The sequence below is a fragment of the Candidatus Tectomicrobia bacterium genome (genome assembly GCA_016192135.1).
Taxonomy (GTDB): domain Bacteria; phylum UBA8248; class UBA8248; order UBA8248; family UBA8248; genus 2-12-FULL-69-37.
Genome location: JACPUR010000038.1, coordinates 81066 through 97086 on the forward strand (window position 1 = coordinate 81066; position 16021 = coordinate 97086).

Annotated in this window: 13 protein-coding genes; 1 reads left to right on the forward strand and 12 read right to left on the reverse strand. The window is 69.0% G+C overall.

Annotated elements, in window-relative coordinates; translation table 11 throughout:
• Positions 1-17: 17 nt before the first annotated feature.
• From HYZ11_16065 to recO, 10 genes are all read right to left on the reverse strand, one after another.
• Positions 18-2231 (reverse strand): glycine--tRNA ligase subunit beta, encoded by a 2214-nt coding sequence (locus HYZ11_16065; protein ID MBI3129122.1) that lies wholly within the window; start codon positions 2229-2231, stop codon positions 18-20.
• 15 nt (positions 2232-2246) lie between these two features.
• Complete coding sequence (gene glyQ / locus HYZ11_16070; protein ID MBI3129123.1) at positions 2247-3206, reverse strand: glycine--tRNA ligase subunit alpha; 960 nt, start codon at positions 3204-3206, stop codon at positions 2247-2249.
• On the reverse strand, positions 3203-4435 hold the full coding sequence (locus HYZ11_16075; GenBank protein ID MBI3129124.1) for an aspartate kinase: 1233 nt from the start codon (positions 4433-4435) through the stop codon (positions 3203-3205). The genes glyQ and HYZ11_16075 overlap by 4 nt, the downstream gene beginning before the upstream one ends.
• Before the next feature lie 3 nt (positions 4436-4438).
• The gene (locus HYZ11_16080) at positions 4439-5707 is read right to left on the reverse strand and encodes a hypothetical protein (protein ID MBI3129125.1); all 1269 of its coding nucleotides are present in this window, start codon (positions 5705-5707) and stop codon (positions 4439-4441) included.
• A gap of 40 nt (positions 5708-5747) precedes the next feature.
• Positions 5748-7076 carry a homoserine dehydrogenase gene (locus tag HYZ11_16085; GenBank protein MBI3129126.1) on the reverse strand — a complete coding sequence of 443 codons (1329 nt, stop codon included), beginning with the start codon at positions 7074-7076 and terminating at the stop codon, positions 5748-5750.
• Between the two features lie 29 nt (positions 7077-7105).
• Positions 7106-8302, reverse strand: coding sequence for an aminotransferase class I/II-fold pyridoxal phosphate-dependent enzyme (locus HYZ11_16090; GenBank protein MBI3129127.1), 1197 nt, complete (start codon positions 8300-8302; stop codon positions 7106-7108).
• Between the two features lie 5 nt (positions 8303-8307).
• A complete protein-coding gene (gene lipA / locus HYZ11_16095; protein ID MBI3129128.1) occupies positions 8308-9294 on the reverse strand; it encodes a lipoyl synthase in 987 nt (328 codons plus the stop codon).
• Between the two features lie 96 nt (positions 9295-9390).
• Positions 9391-10122: an SPOR domain-containing protein gene (locus tag HYZ11_16100; GenBank protein ID MBI3129129.1), complete on the reverse strand. Its 732-nt coding sequence runs from the start codon at positions 10120-10122 to the stop codon at positions 9391-9393.
• 29 nt (positions 10123-10151) lie between these two features.
• Positions 10152-11834 (reverse strand): arginine--tRNA ligase, encoded by a 1683-nt coding sequence (locus tag HYZ11_16105; protein MBI3129130.1) that lies wholly within the window; start codon positions 11832-11834, stop codon positions 10152-10154.
• 51 nt (positions 11835-11885) lie between these two features.
• Positions 11886-12662 carry a DNA repair protein RecO gene (recO, locus tag HYZ11_16110; protein MBI3129131.1) on the reverse strand — a complete coding sequence of 259 codons (777 nt, stop codon included), beginning with the start codon at positions 12660-12662 and terminating at the stop codon, positions 11886-11888.
• A 120-nt stretch (positions 12663-12782) separates the two neighbouring features.
• On the opposite strand from recO, the gene HYZ11_16115 reads away from it, so the two are divergent.
• On the forward strand, positions 12783-12971 hold the full coding sequence (locus HYZ11_16115; GenBank protein ID MBI3129132.1) for a 30S ribosomal protein S21: 189 nt from the start codon (positions 12783-12785) through the stop codon (positions 12969-12971).
• Between the two features lie 85 nt (positions 12972-13056).
• Here HYZ11_16115 and era read toward each other — a convergent pair whose 3' ends face one another.
• Positions 13057-14061 (reverse strand): GTPase Era, encoded by a 1005-nt coding sequence (gene era, locus HYZ11_16120; protein ID MBI3129133.1) that lies wholly within the window; start codon positions 14059-14061, stop codon positions 13057-13059.
• 11 nt (positions 14062-14072) lie between these two features.
• Positions 14073-15860: an aspartate--tRNA ligase gene (aspS, locus tag HYZ11_16125; GenBank protein ID MBI3129134.1), complete on the reverse strand. Its 1788-nt coding sequence runs from the start codon at positions 15858-15860 to the stop codon at positions 14073-14075.
• Positions 15861-16021 lie beyond the last annotated feature (161 nt).

Below are 16021 nucleotides of genomic sequence, written 5' to 3' on the forward strand. Positions count from 1 at the left end.
ATGAAACGCGCGCCCGGCTAGGACGTGGGGCGCGCCTGAATCTTGGCAAAATCCGCCACGGGAGAAAAGAGGCCCGCCACCTGGGCCATGAGGGCCAGCCGGTTGCGGCGGACGGCCGCATCTTCGGCCATCACGAGGACATCGTCAAAGAACCGGTCCACGGCCGGCCGGAGCCCGGCCACCCGGGCCGTGGCCGAGGCGTAGGCCGCCTCCACGGAGGAGACCTCGCTCCGGCGCGCGCTCCGGTGGGGGGCGAGCAGCCCCTCCACCTCCCGGACGGCCTTCCCGGCGGCCTCGGCCAGGCCCTTCTCGGAGGGCTCCGCCAGCAGGCCCGGCTCGACGGGCCCGAGCCCCGCCTCCCCGGCCTTCCCCTCGGCCCGGGCCTGGCGGACGATGTTCGAGACCCGCTTGAAGGTGGTGGTCAGGGGCTCGAAGGTCTCGGCGCTGGCGGCCAGCCTCTCCAGGGCCTTGAGGCGGGCCCGGGCGTCCACCGGGTCGTGCCAGCCCTTCCCCTCCGAGGCCGAGAGCACCGCCTCGACCAAGTCCCCGCGAGCGCCCTCCCGGGAGAGGACGGCCTTGAGCCGGTCCCGCAGGAAGTCCGAGAGGCGGGCCAGCACGTCCCCTTGCTTGTCCTTGAACTTGGCGTAGAGGGGCTCCAGGGCCTGGGCGGCGAACTCGGGGAGAGAAAGGCGGTAGCCCTTCGCCATCGCAATCTGGAGGATGGCGTTCGCCCCCCGGCGGAGGGCGTAAGGGTCCTCCGAGCCGCTGGGAAGGTAGCCCAGGCCGATCATCCCCGCCAGGGTGTCCATCCGGTCGGCCATCCCCACCAGGGCGCCGATGTGGCCCGCAGGGAGCGCGTCCCCTTCCCCCCTCGGGAGGTAGTGCTCGAAGATGGCTTTGGCGACCTCGGGGTCCACCTTGGCGCGGATGGCGTAGTATTCCCCCATCTTTCCCTGGAGCTCGGGGAACTCCCCGACCATGCCGCTGGTCAGATCCGCCTTGGCGAGCCGGGCGGCCTCCCCCACCTGGACGGTGAAGTCCCGCCCCCGCTCGGGGAAAAGCCGTTCCCTGAGCCACCCCGCGAGCAGCCGGAAGCGCTCGGCCTTCTCGAAGCTCGTGCCGAGGCGGGGATGGTAGACCACGCCCCGCAGGCGCTGGGCCATCTCGTCCAGCGAGGTCTTGAGGTCGAGCTTCCAGTAGAATTCGGCGTCCTCGAGCCGCGCCCGCACCACCCGCTCGTAGCCCTTGCGGACGACGGACATGTCCCGCGCCTTCGTGTTGCTGAAGCCCACGAAGTCGGGGAGGAGCCTGCCGCCGTCCTTCCCCCGGAGGGCGAAGCAGCGCTGGTTCACCTCAAGCGTCGAGATGATGACCTCCTCCGGGAGGTCCAGGAAGCGCTCCTCGAACCGGCAGGCCACCGGGAAGGGCCACTCCACCAGGAAGGCCACCTTTTCGACCAGGCGCTCGACGGCACCGGGGCTCGCCGCCGGCTGCCCTCCGACCCTCCCGGCTTCTGCCTGGAGGTCCTCCCGGATTATCTGCTTTCGGCGCTCGGGGTCGGGCTCGACGAAGTTTTCCCGCAAAACCTTCAGGTATTCCTTGAAATCTTTTACTTGAAATGTGGCGTCTGAGGCCATGAAGCGGTGGGCGCGGGTGGTGGAGCCAGATCCTGGGAAAGGTGTTGTACCTATGCCTGCAGGAAGCGGTCGAAATGTAATGGCACTTTCCCCATAAAGGGCTAATGTCCACCGAACCGGACGGACAAATGTTGCTTTACTTTCTCCTATCCGCATGGATTTTGGCGAGGGCAACCGAACAATAAATAAAGTGAGGATAATCTTGAGCATTTCATCGGAGGGCAATCCTTTCTCTTCTTTGTAAAACATCAGCCGCTCGCCCTTCTCCGTCTGCTTGCGGCGGAGGGCTGATACTTCGACACCGTTGGTCTTGGCGAAGCCGAGGGCGGCCTTGGTGGGCTTGCCGTCCTTGTCGAAGGCGGCGGAGACGGGGGGGCCGAGGATTTCCTGGGAGAGGGGCTCCTGGCGCTCGGCGAGGTCCTCCACGTGGAGGACGAGGCGGCGGGGCGTTCCCAGGGTGGAGAGACCCTTGTAGCCGAGCCGCGCTTCCTTGAAGGCGGCCTCGGCCTTCTCCTTCAGCGCCGCGAGGAGCCCGGGCATGTAGACGGAGGGGATCTCCTCCGTCCCGATCTCGAAGAGAAGTTCCTTGCCCAAAAGGGTCTCCCAGACTCAGGCCGTCGCGGCCTGGGGCTCGAATTTCTGCGCGTATGCCTTCACCCACCGCTCCCGCTCGCCCTTGTCCTGGATGAGCGGGAAACCCGCCTTACGGCGCGACTCGATGTAGGCCTCGGCGCAGGCGCGGGCCATCTTGCGGATGCGGCCGATGTAGCGCGCCCGTTCGCTCACGCTGATGGCGCGGCGGGCGTCCAGGAGGTTGAAGGCGTGGGAGCACTTGAGCGCCTGGTCGTAGGCCGGGAACGTGAGGCCCTTGGCGATGAGCTTCTCCCCCTCGGCTTCGAACTTGTTGAAGAGGTCGAAGAGGAGCGCCACGTCGGCCTCCTCGAAGTTGTAGCGGCTGAACTCGACCTCGGTCTGGTGGTGGACGTCGCCGTACTTCACGACATTCTCTCCGTCCCGCACCCAGACGAGGTCGTAGACGCTCTCCACCCCCTGGAGATACATGGCGATGCGCTCGAGGCCGTAGGTGAGCTCGGCCGAGATGAGGTCGAGGTCGAGCCCCCCCGCCTGCTGGAAATAGGTGAACTGGGTGACCTCCATGCCGTCCAGCCAGACCTCCCAGCCGAGGCCCCAGGCGCCGAGGTTGGGCGACTCCCAGTCGTCCTCGACGAAGCGGATGTCGTGCTCCAGGGGGTCGATGCCCAACTCGCGCAGACTGCCGAGGTAGAGCTCCTGCACGTCCGGTGGCGAGGGTTTCAGGATCACCTGGTACTGGTAGTAGTGCTGGAGGCGGTTCGGGTTCTCGCCGTAGCGGCCGTCGGTGGGCCGGCGGCTGGGCTCGACGTAGGCGACCTTCCATGGCTCCGGCCCGAGCGAGCGGAGGAAGGTGGCCGGGTTCATGGTGCCGGCGCCCTTCTCGATGTCGTAGGGCTGCTGGATGAGGCAGCCCTGCCCCGCCCAGTAGCGCTCCAGGCCCAGGATCACCTCCTGGAAGGTGGGCGGATGGCTCACCCGACGAACTCCTTGTGCAGCGCCTGGGTGGCCGCGTGGGCCTGCTCCTGGAGGACGACGACCGAGATGGAGATCTCGGAGGTCGAGATCATCATGATGTTGACGCCGGCTTTGGCCAGGGTGCGGAAGGCGCGCGCGGCGACCCCCGCCTGGCTCTTCATGCCGATGCCCACGAGGGAGACCTTGGCCACCCCGTCGTCGCGCGTGATGCGGGAGGCCTCGAGCTCGGGCAGCGTCTCGCGCAGGATGCGCTCGGCCTCGCCCGCCATGTCGCGGTTGACGGTGATGGAGATGTCCGTCAGCCCCCCCTCGCTCACGTTCTGCACGATCACGTCCACCGCGATGGACTTGTCGGCCAGGCTCCCGAAGAGCGCCGAGGCGATGCCGGGCTTGTCCGGCACCCCGATGACTGTCAGCTTGCTCTGCTTCACGTCGCAGCTCACCCCGCTCACCGCGGGGGCCTCGATGCCTTCCATCTCGGGCGTGATCAAGGTCCCTTCCCCTTCGTCGAATGAGGAGCGGACGACGAGCGGCAGCCGGTACTTGGCCGCCAGGTCCACGGAGCGGGGCTGGAGCACCTTGGCGCCCAGCGAGGCCAGCTCCATCATCTCCTCGAAGGAGATGCGCCCCAGGCGCCGGGCCGCCGGCACGATGCGCGGGTCGGCCGTGTAGACGCCGTCCACATCGGTATAAATCTCGCACAAATCCGCTTCAAGCGCCGCCGCGAGGGCCACGGCGGTCAGGTCCGAGCCCCCGCGCCCCAGGGTGGTCTCCTCGTCGAACTGGTCCACCCCCTGGAAGCCCGCCGCCACCACCACTTTTCCGGTTTCGAGCTCGCGGTGGATGCGCTCGGGCCGGATGGTCCGCACCCTCGCCCGGGTGTGGTCCCCCTCGGTGCGGATGCCCGCCTGCCCCCCCGTGAGGGAGATGGCCGGCACCCCCAGGGCGTCCAGGGCGATGGCCATGAGGGAGCTGGTGATGCGCTCCCCCGAGGTCAGGAGGAGGTCCACCTCCCGCCCCTGGGGGGCGGAGGAGAGGCCCTTGGCGAGGCCCAGGAGCTTGTCCGTCTCCCCCGCCATTGCGCTCACCACGACGATGACGCGCGGCCATTTCTTGCGGGCGGCGGCGACCCGCCCGGCCACGGCGCGGATGCGGTCGAGGTCCTTGACCGAAGTGCCCCCGAACTTCTGGACGATGAGCCCCCGGGGCGGGGGCTGGATGCCCGGCATTCGCTAGTTCTCCAATAGGCGCCGGCGCAGCGCCCGGGGCTCCAGGAGCTTCGCCGTCGCGCAGAGCAGTTCGCTGAACATTCTCGGGCCCGGGGCCGCCGGGGCGCCTTCCCCTCGCAGCTTGCGCCAGAGTCCGCTCAACCCGCCCGGAGGGGACGGGGGCCGGAGCTTTCCGTCCTCCCAGTCCGCCAGCGCGTAAGGCGCGGGCCCGGCGAGCCGCGAGAGGGATTCGACCGAGGCGGCGGCGCCCGCCGCGGCGAGGATGCGGCAGGGCCCGCCCGCGCCCGGGTCCCGCAGGAGCGGCCCAATCATCTCCGCGTCGAGCCGCTCGATGGCCTTGATCTTCGCCTCGAGGTCGCCGCGGCCCGAGGCTTCGCCCGCCTCATCGAGCCAGACGAGGACGAAGTCGTTGGAGGCCATCGCGCGCCGCACGGAGTCGGCCGCCGGGCTCCCCCCGTCCCGCAGCATCACCACCCCCGCCCCCGTCAGTCGGGCCAGCCCGGCCAGGGCTCCCGAGGAGGATACGATGCTTGACCTGCGCCCGCCCAGGAGGTCCGCGAGGGGCGCCAAGCCGGGCTTCGTGCCCCCGCCCCAGAGCCATAGGCTATTGGCCGCGAACCGCCCGCCCTGGACGCGCTCCTGAAGGGCGGGATGGGCGGCCAGGATCATCTGGGAGTCGCTCACGAAATGCACGAAGCGCCGCGCCTCCTCCCCCTGGGGCAGGTGGTCCCCGATTGGAAGCCCCCGGATCTCCTCGGGGGGCGTGAACCCCTCCAGCGAGCGGACGGAAAGGCCCGCGCCTTCCTTGCGGTAGATGAGGAGCGCCCGGTTGCCCCCGAGCGGGTGCAGGCGGATCTCCTCGCCGGGATCGGGGGGCATCTGCGCGTTCAGGTATTCCACGAGGCCCGCGCCTTCTTGATCGGAGACGCCGAGGCCCGCCGGGTCGAACATCACCACGCTGGTCGTCCCGGGCCGCAGGCAGACGAAGTCCGCCCGGAAGGCCACCTCCCCCTCGCGCAGCTCGATTCCCAGCCCGCCGGCCTCCAGCACCCCCCAGGGGAGCGGCACGTCGATTCCGAGAAAAGCGCGCAGGAGGGCCTCCTCCCGTGGCGGGGCGCCATCGGGTGCGGGCCGCCAGGCCCCGGCCTCCCCCTTCGAGGCGAGGAGGTCCAGCGCGGGCGTCGCTGCCGCCTGGAGCGGGGTGCGGCCCTCCAGCTCGCCCAGGGGCCGGTCGGCGATGCCGCCGCCGATAATCGCGAGGACTTTTCTCATGGATGAGCGGCTTTCATGGCGAAGCGGGCGGAGGGGCGCCTCAGACGAAGGCCATCCCGTCGGGCACGACGCGGATCATCGCATACTCGGGCCGGACCACGTCCAGGCGCGCGATCTCGCGCAGGGCGTTCCGCATGTCCTCCTCGACCGCTTCGTGCGTCAGCATGACGAGGGGCACGTGGTCCTCCCGGCCCGCCCGGCCCTTCTGGATGACGTTCATGAGGCTGATCTCGTGCGCCCCGAAGGCGCCGGCGATGCGGCTCAGGACACCCGGGCGGTCCAGGGCGGCGAAGCGGACGTAGTAGGACGAGCGCATCTGGCTCGGTGTCAGCACCTCGAGCCGCTTGCGCTGGTCCGGGAGAAAGGCCGCCGCCGGCAGGCGGGCCTGCCCCCCGCTCCGCAGCCAGCGCGCCACCTCGATGATGTCCCCCACCACGGCACTGGCGGTGGCCGCCGAGCCGGCCCCCCGGCCGATGAACACCTGGGGGCCCGCGTTGGCGCCCGAGACGGCCACGGCGTTGTACACCCCGCCCACCTGGGAGAGCGGGTGGCGCTCGGGCAGCATGGCCGGGTGCACCCGGATGTCGAGCTTGCCATTCGTCTCCCGGGCGATGGCGATGAGCTTGATGCGGCGGCCCAGCTCCCTTGCGAAGGCGATGTCCGCCGCCGTGACGGAGCGGATGCCCTCGACGATGAAGCCGCTCACGTCCACCGGCGTCCCGTAGGCCAGGTTGGCGAGGATGGCGATCTTGTGGGAAGCGTCCACCCCGTCCACGTCGAAGGCGGGGTCCGCCTCGGCGTAGCCCAGCTCCTGCGCCTTCTTGAGCGTCTCCTCGAAGTCCGCCCCCTTCTCGGTCATCTCGCTCAGGATGTAGTTGCAGGTGCCGTTCAGGATGCCGGCCAGGCTCTCGATGCGGTCGGCCGCGAAGCCCTCGCGAAGGTTGCGGACGATGGGAATGCCGCCCGCCACCGAGGCCTCGAAGCCCAGGGGGCAGCCCGCCCGTTCGGCGGCGGCGAAGATCTCCTCGCCGTGGACGGCGAGGACGGCCTTATTCGCCGTGACGACGGGCTTGCGTTTTCCGATGGCGCAGAGGATGTGCTTGCGGGCGTCGCCGAGCCCCCCGATGAGCTCGGCGACGATGTCCACCTCCGGATCCGAGATGAGGGCCTCGGCGTCGGTGCCCATGCGGTCCGGCGGGACGCCCTTGGCAGTCTTTTTCTTGGCGTGGACGCTGCGGTCCGAGATGCGGTGGACCACGACCTCCGCTCCCAGGCGGCGGCGGATGAGTTCCCGCTGATCGTGGAGGAGGTTCACCACCCCGCTCCCCACCGTCCCAAGCCCCAGGATTCCGACGCGGATGGTTTTCATTTCGGAGGATGGCGCCGCGTTCCGTGCGTTCAACTGGCGGCCCGCTTCTGGGTCTTCTCCTGGAAGACGCTGCGCAGGTTCCGGAGGGCCTGGCGGGTGCGATGCTCGTTCTCGACCAGGGCGAAGCGGACGTGGCCGTCCCCGAGCTCGCCGAAGCCGATGCCGGGCGAGACCGCGACCTGGGTCTCCTTGATGAGGAACTTGGAGAATTCGATGGAGCCCATCTCGCGGTAAGGCGCCGGGATCTCCGACCACACGAACATGGTACCCTTGGGCCTCTCGATGTGCCACCCGATGCGGTTCAGGCCGTCGCAGAGCACGTCCCGCCGGCGCTCGTAGGTCTGGCGGATTTCCTCCACACACTCCTGCGGCCCGTTCAGCGCGATGATCGAGGCGATCTGGATGGGCTGGAAGGCGCCATAGTCCAGGTAGCTCTTGATCTTTCGCAGTGCGTCCACGAGCTGGGAATTGCCCACGCAGAAGCCGATGCGCCACCCGGCCATCGAGTAGCTCTTCGAGAGGGAGAAGAACTCCACCGCCACGTCCTTCGCACCGGGCGCCTGGAGCATGCTGGGCGGCATGTAGCCGTCGAAGCCCAGGTCGGCGTAAGCGAAGTCATGGATGACGATGAGGTCGTACTCCTTGGCGAAGGCCACCACCTTCTTGAAGAACTCGATGTCCACGCACACCGTCGTCGGGTTGTGCGGGAAGCTCAGGATGAGGATCTTAGGCCTCGGCCAGATGGGCCGGATCACGTTCACCATGTTCTCGAAGAAGTCGTCTCCCTTCGAGAGGGGCACGTGGATGACGTTCCCGTTCGCGAGCACCATGGCATAGGTGTGGATCGGGTAGGTCGGGCTCGGCACCATCACCAGGTCGCCGGGATTGGTGATGGCGAGGGCCAGGTGCGAGATGCCCTCTTTCACCCCGATGGTGACGATGGCCTCCTTCTCCGGGTCTATCTCCACGCCATAGCGCCGGCCGTACCAAGACGCGATGGCGGCGCGCAGCTTGGTGATGCCGCGCGAGGCGCTGTAGCGGTGGTTGCGCGGGTTGGTGGCGGCCTCGACCAACTTCTCGATGATGTGGGGCGGCGTGGCGAGGTCCGGGTTCCCCATGCCGAAGTCGATGATGTCCTCCCCCTTCCGGCGCGCGGAGAGCTTGAGCTCGTCCACGACGGCGAACACGTAGGGGGGGAGGCGGGTGATGCGCTGGAACTCATGCATGGGGGCTATCCGCGCCGGGCAATGGCGAGAGGGATGCGCCTCGGGGAGGGCGCGGGAACGTTCCGGCCGGTGCCGTCCGGCGTCATGAAGCGGCGCGCCTCGGGGTCTCCGTGCAGCTCCCCGCCATGGCAGCCCTGCGCGGCGTGGAGCGCCTCCTCGGCGTTGTAGGAACTGCGGACGAAGGGCCCGGCGAACACGTGGGCGAAGCCCCGCGCCCGGCCCGCCTCCCGGTAGCGATCGTACACGTCCGGGTGGATGTACTCCTTCATGGGGATGGCTTTGGCCCGGGGCGCCAGGTACTGCCCGATGGTCATGATCTGGCAGTCCACCTCGGGCCGGCACAGGTCGTCCATGAGGGAGACGACGTCCGCCTCCGTCTCCCCCATCCCCACCATGATCCCGCTCTTGGTCGTCATGCCCATCTCGCGCGCCATTCCAAGAACGCGCAGGGAGCGCTCATAGCTGCCGTTGGGGCGGATGCTCTTGAAGAGCCGCCGCACCGTCTCCATGTTGTGGTTGAAGACGTCCGGCCTGGCCTTCACCACCTTCTCCACCGCGTGGAAATCGCCCATGAAGTCCGACACGAGCACCTCGACGCTGACGCCGGGGATGTGCTCCCGGAGAGCCTCGATCGTCTCGACGACATGGCCCGCCGCCCCGTCGGGCAGGTCGTCGCGGTTCACCATCGTGACCACCACGTGGCGCAGCTTCATCCGCCGGGCGGCCTCGGCCACGTGGCGCGGCTCCTCGGGATCGAGGGGGAGCGGCGTCCCCTTCCGCACGGCGCAGTAGCCGCAGGTGCGGGTGCAGACATCGCCTCCGATCATGAACGTGGCCGTGCTGCGCGAGAAGCACTCGAAGAGATTGGGGCAGTGCGCTTCCTCGCAGACGGTGTGCAGGCGCTTCTCCCGCATGAGGGCCTTCACCTCATGCGCCAGGCTGGGGTTGGGCAGGCGCTTGACCAGCCAGGCCGGGAACCGCCGGGAACTCATTGAAAATCCTCCGCTCCCGAAAATCGGGAGTCCGATATCTTAAGAACCCCCTCCCCGGAGTGTCAAGGAGGCCCGCGCCGCCGGGCTTTTTCGGCCCTACAAGGGCACCACCGAGGCCCCCCGCACCGCCTTCCGCCGGAGGTCCTGGAGTGTCTGCTCGGCCGAGGCGCGGCTCCAGAAGCGCCCCACCCGGACCCGGTGCCACACCCCCCGCGGGCCGAGGTCGGCCCGCTCGATGTAGGCGGGGATGCCCCTGCGGAGCAGCTCGCGCAGGAGGCGCTCCGCCTGGCCCGGCTCCCGCGCCGACAGCACCTGGATGGTGAACTTGGGCGGGCCGTCCTTCGAGAAGGGCGGCTCGGGCGCCTTTACCTCGCCCCGGGGCGCGGCCGGGGCGGGAGCCTGGGGCCGGGCCTCCTCGCGGGGCGCCGCCCCCTCCGGCTCCGGCGGTGGGACGCGGACGGCGGGAGGCTCCTGCGCCTCGCGCGCGGGGGACTTGGGCGGCTCCTTGCCGTCGGGAAGGCGGATGAGGGAGGGCGACGCCTCCTGAAATGGTCTCGGGGGGGCGGTGAGATCCTTGTAGAACTGGGGGTCGGGCGGGACGGCTTCCCCCGCGGCGGGAGCGGGAGGAGGGTCGAGCCGCACGACCGTGGTCCGGCCGGGCGCGGCGGCCCGTTCGTCCGCCTCGCGGCCTCCCAGCAGCGAGCCCAGGCCGAACGCGGCCGCCAGCAGGGCGGCCAGGCCGGCCGCCATGAGCCCGATCTGAAGCTTGGATAGGGTGAGGCGGATGAGACGGGTTTCGGAGGAAGGCGCCTCGTCCCGACGCGGCATCGAACCCTGCCTCCGGGCGGAGGATGGGGCTACATCTGCTCCGGGGCGCTCACCCCGAGGAGATCCAGGCCCTGGGCGAGCACGGCCTGGACGACGCGCGCCAGGGCCAGCCGGGCGCGCGTCACGGCTTCTTCCTGTCCCAGGACCCGGTGACGATTATAGTAGCCGTGGAACTGTTTGGCGAGACTAATCAACGCGAAAGTCAGGTGATGGGGCTCCAGGCGCTCGGCCGCGAGCCGCACCACCCCCGGCCACTCCAGGACGGCCCGGGCGATGCGGTGCTCCTCGGGAAGATGGAGGGAGCCCGGGGGCACCCCGTCCAGCCCCTCGGCGGATATCCCCTGCTCGGCCGCCTGCCGGAAGAGGCTCGCCACCCGGGCGTGGGCGTACTGGACGTAGTAGACCGGGTTCTCGCTCGACTGCTGCTTGGCCAGCTCCAGGTCGAATTCGAGGGTGGTGTCGGCGCTCCTGAGGAGGAAGAAGAACCGGGCCGCGTCCACCCCCACTTCGTCCACCACGTCCTGGAGCCAGACCACGTCCCCGCTGCGCTTGCCCATCGAGACGGGCTGGTCGCCGCGCTTGAGGTTCACGAACTGGATGAAGAGGACGTGGAGCTTCTCCGAGTCGTGGCCCAGCATGGCGAGGGAGGCCTTCACCCGGGCGAGGTAGCCGTGGTGGTCGGCCCCCCAGATGTTTATGTAGCGGTCGAAGTTCTTCTGGAACTTTAAATGGTGGTAGGCGATGTCCGAGGCCAGGTAGGTGGGGCGCCCATCCTCGCGCACCACGACCCGGTCTTTTTCATCCCCGAAATCCGTGGATTTCAGCCACCTGGCCCCGTCTTTCTCGTAAATTTTCCCGGCTCCTAGAAGTTGATCCAACATCTGCCGGACCAGGTTCTCCCCCTCGTATAAGGCGGCCTCGTTGTACCATTCGTCGAAGCGTACCCGGAAGGCCTCCAGGTCGCGGCGGATTTGGTCTAAAATCGAGCCGCAGGTCACCGTGGCGGAGGCCTTAATCAGCTCTTCGTCGTCCAACGCACCGAGTGTAATCCCGCCTTTGGGAAATACTTTTTGGGTGTATGTGCTGCTGGCCGCGATGTCTGAGATGTAGTCCCCCGGGTAATGGTTCTCCGGCAATTCAATCTCGACGCCCTCTTGTTGAAGCTTGCGGATAATCGCGGAGCGGCCCGCCGTGAGCCACTGCTGACCCGCGTCGTTGATGTAGTACTCGCGGTGGACCCGGTGGCCGGTGGCCTCCAAAACCCGCGCGAGGCAGTCCCCCACCGCCGCCCCCCGGCCGTGCCCCACGTGGAGGGGGCCCGTCGGGTTCGCGCTCACGAACTCGAGGTGGACGGATTTTCCCTCCCCCATCCGGCTCCGCCCGTAGCCCTTGAGGTTTCCCAACACCCCGGAGAGGCGGGCCGCGAGGAAATCGGTCTTGAGGTAGAAGTTCAGGAAGCCAGGCCGCTCGACCTTGACCTCCTCCAGGATACCCTCCCCCTTCAGGTGCGCCTTCAGGCGCTCGGCGATGACGAGCGGGGCCTTGCGCTCCGCCTTGGCGAGGAGCATGGCGAGATTGGTCGAATAGTCGCCGAAGTCCTCGTTCGGCGGGTTCTCGATGACGATGGGGGGAAGCTCCGCGGCCGAGAGCTCGCCCTTGGCGCGGGCGGCCTCGAAGGCCTCCTGGAGCATCGGGATCAGTATCTCGCGCAACACTCTCGCCTCGCGATGCGAATCCGTCCCGGAAATCGCCGGGGGCTTGATTTACCTTCCCCGGCGCCTGGCCGTCAACGCCGCCCGGGGCTTGCCCCTCCTCCGGGGCGCCATCGAGGCCCCGGTGTGGTAGGCCAGGAAAGCCTCCGCCGCCTGCCGCACCTCGGGCTGGAGCGAGGGGAGCACCTGGAGGCTGCGCAGGGACTTGGGGCCCAGCCGCAGCGCCTCCTGGAGGGTGGCGATGGCCCCGGCCCGGAGGCGGATGCCCTGGGTGGGCGCGAGGGGGCAGCGGCGGCAGCGGAGCTCCCCCGAGGCGGCGTCCAGCATGGCGGCCTCCCCTCCCGGCGTCTTCGCGCATTCGGGGCAATAGGCCAGGGCGGGCTCGAGCCCCAGGGCCTGGAGCAGGACCACGGGGAAGAGGGCCTCCAGCCCCCCCGGCGCCATCCCCTCGTCCAGGGCGCCCAGGGCCGCCCCGAGGAGCCCGAAGAGGCCCTCGTCGCCCTCGTGGGGCCCGAGGACGCGGTCCACCGCCCCCAGCATCCGCCCCGCCGCCCGCATGGCCTCCAGGTCCTCCCACAGCCGGCGGTGGACGGCGATGGTCTCGCACTTGCGCAGGGTGCCCATCTCCCGCCGGGGATTCTCGAACCATTCGAGGTGGACGCGGGTGGCCGGCTCGAGGCCGACGCCCACCCGGCTCTTGGGGGAGCGCACCCCCTTGGCCACGAGGCGCACCTTGCCCGCCCCCCGGGTCAGGAGGCTGACGATGAGGCTGGTGTTCGAGTAAGGCGCCGCGCCCAGGACGACGGCCTCATCTTCTCGGATGCCCACGGCGAACCTCGGAAATCCTGAAAGAGCGGTCCTTGACGGAATTTTTCAAGTATGGGATACCTCGGAGGCTTTTCTTGGGGCCGCCGCGAAATTCATCGAGAGAGGAGGCAGGAAACCCGTATGCCCGGAGTGAAGGTACACGAGGGAGAATCGATCGACAAGGCGCTCAAGCAGTTCAAGAAGCAGTGCGAGAAGTCCGGCATCCTCAGCGAAATCAAGAAGCGCGAGTACTACGAGAAGCCGAGCGTCCGCCGCAAGCGCAAGGTCCTGGCGGCCCGCAAGAAGCGCCTCCGCGCGGCGAACCGCTGAGCCGAGCACAGCTCCCCTAAACCGTAAGCGGCGTCACCCTGAAGCCCGAGGCGCTTCTGCGTCCGCGGGGTTCTCCCCTCCGCCGCTATTCCGCCTCCCCGGTCCCGTAGCCCAGCTCATCGAGCGCCGCGTCCCGCTGGCGCCAGTTGGGCCGCACCCGCACCTGGAGCCCCAGGAAGATCTTCTCGCCGAGCCGCCGCTCGATCTCCTTCCGGGCGGCCGTGCCGAGCGCCTTGATCCGCTCGCCCCCCTTCCCCACCACGATGCCCCGCTGGCTTTCCCGCTCGACGTAGATCTCCGCCTCCATGCGCAGGCGCCCCGTCTTCAGGTCTCGCTCCATCTCCACCACCTTGACCGCCGCGGCGTAGGGCACCTCCTGGTGAATCTGGCGGTAGATCTGCTCCCGGATGAACTCGGCGGCGACCAGGGCCTCGGGCGCGTCGGTGAAGGTTCCCTCCGGGAAATAGCGCGGGCCCGCCGGCAGGCGCTTGCAGAGCGCGTCGAGCACGCGGTCGACGTTGTCCCCCTTGAGCGCCGAGATGGGGAAGATCTCCTCGAAGCGCCCGGCCGCCGCGTAGCGCTCCAGCAGGGGGAGGAGCCTCCGCTTGTCCGTGATGCGATCCACCTTGTTCACGAGGAGGAAGACCGGCGCCTTCGACTGCTCGATGAGGGAGAGAGCCCCCAGGTCGGCCCCCTCCTCCTGGCCGTCCGTCATGAAGAGCACCAGGTCGGCCCCGGCGCAGGCGGCCTTCACCTCCTCCAGGAGGAAATGGCCCAGCTTTGAGCCGGGGCGCTCGAGGCCGGGCGTGTCGAAAAAGACGGCCTGGGCCTTGGGGCGGGTCAGGACGCCGAGGAGGCGCCGCCGCGTGGTGCCCGCCTTGTGGGTCACGATGGCGAGCTTCTGCCCCAGGATGCGGTTGAGGAGGGTGGACTTGCCGGTGTTGGGCCGCCCGATGATGGCCACGAAGCCCGAGCGGTGGCCCCGGGGGACGGGCTTCCCCTCCCCGCCCCGGAGAATCTCCTGGAGGTCGAGGAGGCGGCCCTGGGGGGGCTTTCCCCCGCCTCCGCCTCGCGCCTTCCGCGCGCCCATGCCGCCCGTCCTCAACGGCCGGGCAGGACGTCGATGCCCAGCTCGCGGAGCTGCCTGGGGTCCACCGCCGCGGGCGCGCCGGTCATGAGGCAGGTCGCCTTCTGGGTCTTGGGGAAGGCGATCACGTCCCGGATGGAAGGGGCTCCCGTCAGGAGCATCGTCATCCGATCAAGCCCGAAGGCGATGCCGCCGTGGGGCGGGGTGCCGTACTCGAGGGCCTCCATGAAGAAGCCGAAGCGCTGCTGCGCCTCCTCCTCGCTCAGCCCGAGCGCCTTGAACATCATCTGCTGCACGTCGCGGCGGTGGATCCGCTGGCTGCCGCCCCCGAGCTCCATCCCGTTCACCACCATGTCGTAGGCCTGGGCCCGGATGGCGAGGGGCTCGGACTCGAAGCGCGGAATATCCTCGGGCACGGGGGCAGTGAACGGATGGTGGCAGGCGAAGTAACGTTTCTCCTCCTCGTCCCATTCCAGCAGAGGGAAATCCACCACCCAGCAGAAGCTGAAGTGCTCGCCGGGCTTGCCGGTGAGGCCGAGCTTCTCCCCCAGCTCCCGGCGGATTTGGCCGAGCACGGCGGCGCTCACGGCGGGAGCGTCGGCCACCATCATGATCAGGTCGCCCGCCTCGGCTCCGGTGCGCCGCGCGATCTCCTCGATCTGGCCCTCCCGGAAGAACTTGACGATGTTCGACTCGAAGCCTTTATCGGTGCGCTTCACCCACGCCAGGCCTCCGGCCCCCAGCTCCTGGGCGCGGGCGACCAGGCCGTCGATCTCGCTGCGGGAGGCCGAGGCCATGCCCAGCCCGCGCATGGCGCGCGCAGCGCCACCCTTCTCCACGGCCGCCTTGAACACCTTGAAATCGCTCGCGGCGGCCACGTCGGTGATGGTGGCGAGCTCCATCCCGAAGCGGCGGTCCGGGCGGTCCGTCCCGTACTTCTCGACGGCCTCCTTGTAGGGGATGCGGTCGAAGGGGATCTTGAGTTCCTCGCCCCGCGCCTCCTTCCACACGAGCTTCACGAGGCCCTCCATGAGGCCGAAGAAGGTCTCCCGGTTCATGAAGGAGCACTCGATGTCGATCTGGGTGAACTCCGGCTGGCGGTCCGCCCGGAGGTCCTCGTCGCGGAAGCACTTGACCACCTGATAGTAGCGGTCGAAGCCCGCCACCATGAGGATCTGCTTGAACATCTGGGGGCTCTGCGGCAGCGCGAAGAAGCTGCCGCGCGCGAGGCGGCTCGGCACGAGATAGTCGCGCGCGCCCTCGGGCGTGCTCCGGGTGAGGACCGGCGTCTCGATGTCCACGAAGCCGTGATCCGAGAGGTAGTTCCGGACCACCTGGGTGACCTTGTGACGCAGGAAGAAGTTGCGCTGGAGCGAGGGGCGCCGCAGGTCGAGGTAGCGGTACTGCAGGCGCAGGGCCTCGTTGGCGTCCGTCTCGTCATCGAGCGGAAAGGGCGTGGTCTTCGCCTCGCTCAGGATCTCCAACTCGGTGATGCGGACCTCGATCTCGCCGGTGGCGAGGTTCGGGTTCCGCATCCCCTCGGGCCGGGGGATGACCTTTCCCCGCACGGCGATCACCCACTCGGGGCGGACCCGCTCGGCGAGCTTGTGGGCCTCGGCGCTCAGGGAGGGATCGGCCACCACCTGGGTGAGGCCGCCCCGATCGCGCAGGTCGATGAAGATGAGGCCGCCGTGGTCCCGGCAGGTCTGGGCCCATCCCATGAGGACGGCCTCGCGCCCCACGTCCGTGGCGCGCAGCTCGCCGCAAGTGTGGGTGCGCCCGGCCGAAAGAAGATCGCTCAACGTCCAGCTCCTTGGAGACGGGAGTTTCGGAAATTCCCCCGCCAGCATAACAAATCGGGCGGGTTTCCCGAACCCGCCCGGCCAGGGGCGGCGAGACTAGCATGGCCGGCCGGGGGCCTCAAGGGAGGTGAATCGCCCTCGAGAGCAGGGACGTTCCCTGG

Coding starts and splice junctions, on each gene's coding strand:
- HYZ11_16075 (MBI3129124.1), bottom strand. CDS start 4,435: ATGCCGGGCATCCAGCCCCCGCCCCGGGGGCTCATCGTCCAGAAGTTC.
- HYZ11_16080 (MBI3129125.1), bottom strand. CDS start 5,707: ATGAGAAAAGTCCTCGCGATTATCGGCGGCGGCATCGCCGACCGGCCC.
- HYZ11_16085 (MBI3129126.1), bottom strand. CDS start 7,076: ATGAAAACCATCCGCGTCGGAATCCTGGGGCTTGGGACGGTGGGGAGC.
- HYZ11_16090 (MBI3129127.1), bottom strand. CDS start 8,302: ATGCATGAGTTCCAGCGCATCACCCGCCTCCCCCCCTACGTGTTCGCC.
- lipA (MBI3129128.1), bottom strand. CDS start 9,294: ATGAGTTCCCGGCGGTTCCCGGCCTGGCTGGTCAAGCGCCTGCCCAAC.
- HYZ11_16100 (MBI3129129.1), bottom strand. CDS start 10,122: ATGCCGCGTCGGGACGAGGCGCCTTCCTCCGAAACCCGTCTCATCCGC.
- HYZ11_16115 (MBI3129132.1), top strand. CDS start 12,783: ATGCCCGGAGTGAAGGTACACGAGGGAGAATCGATCGACAAGGCGCTC.
- era (MBI3129133.1), bottom strand. CDS start 14,061: ATGGGCGCGCGGAAGGCGCGAGGCGGAGGCGGGGGAAAGCCCCCCCAG.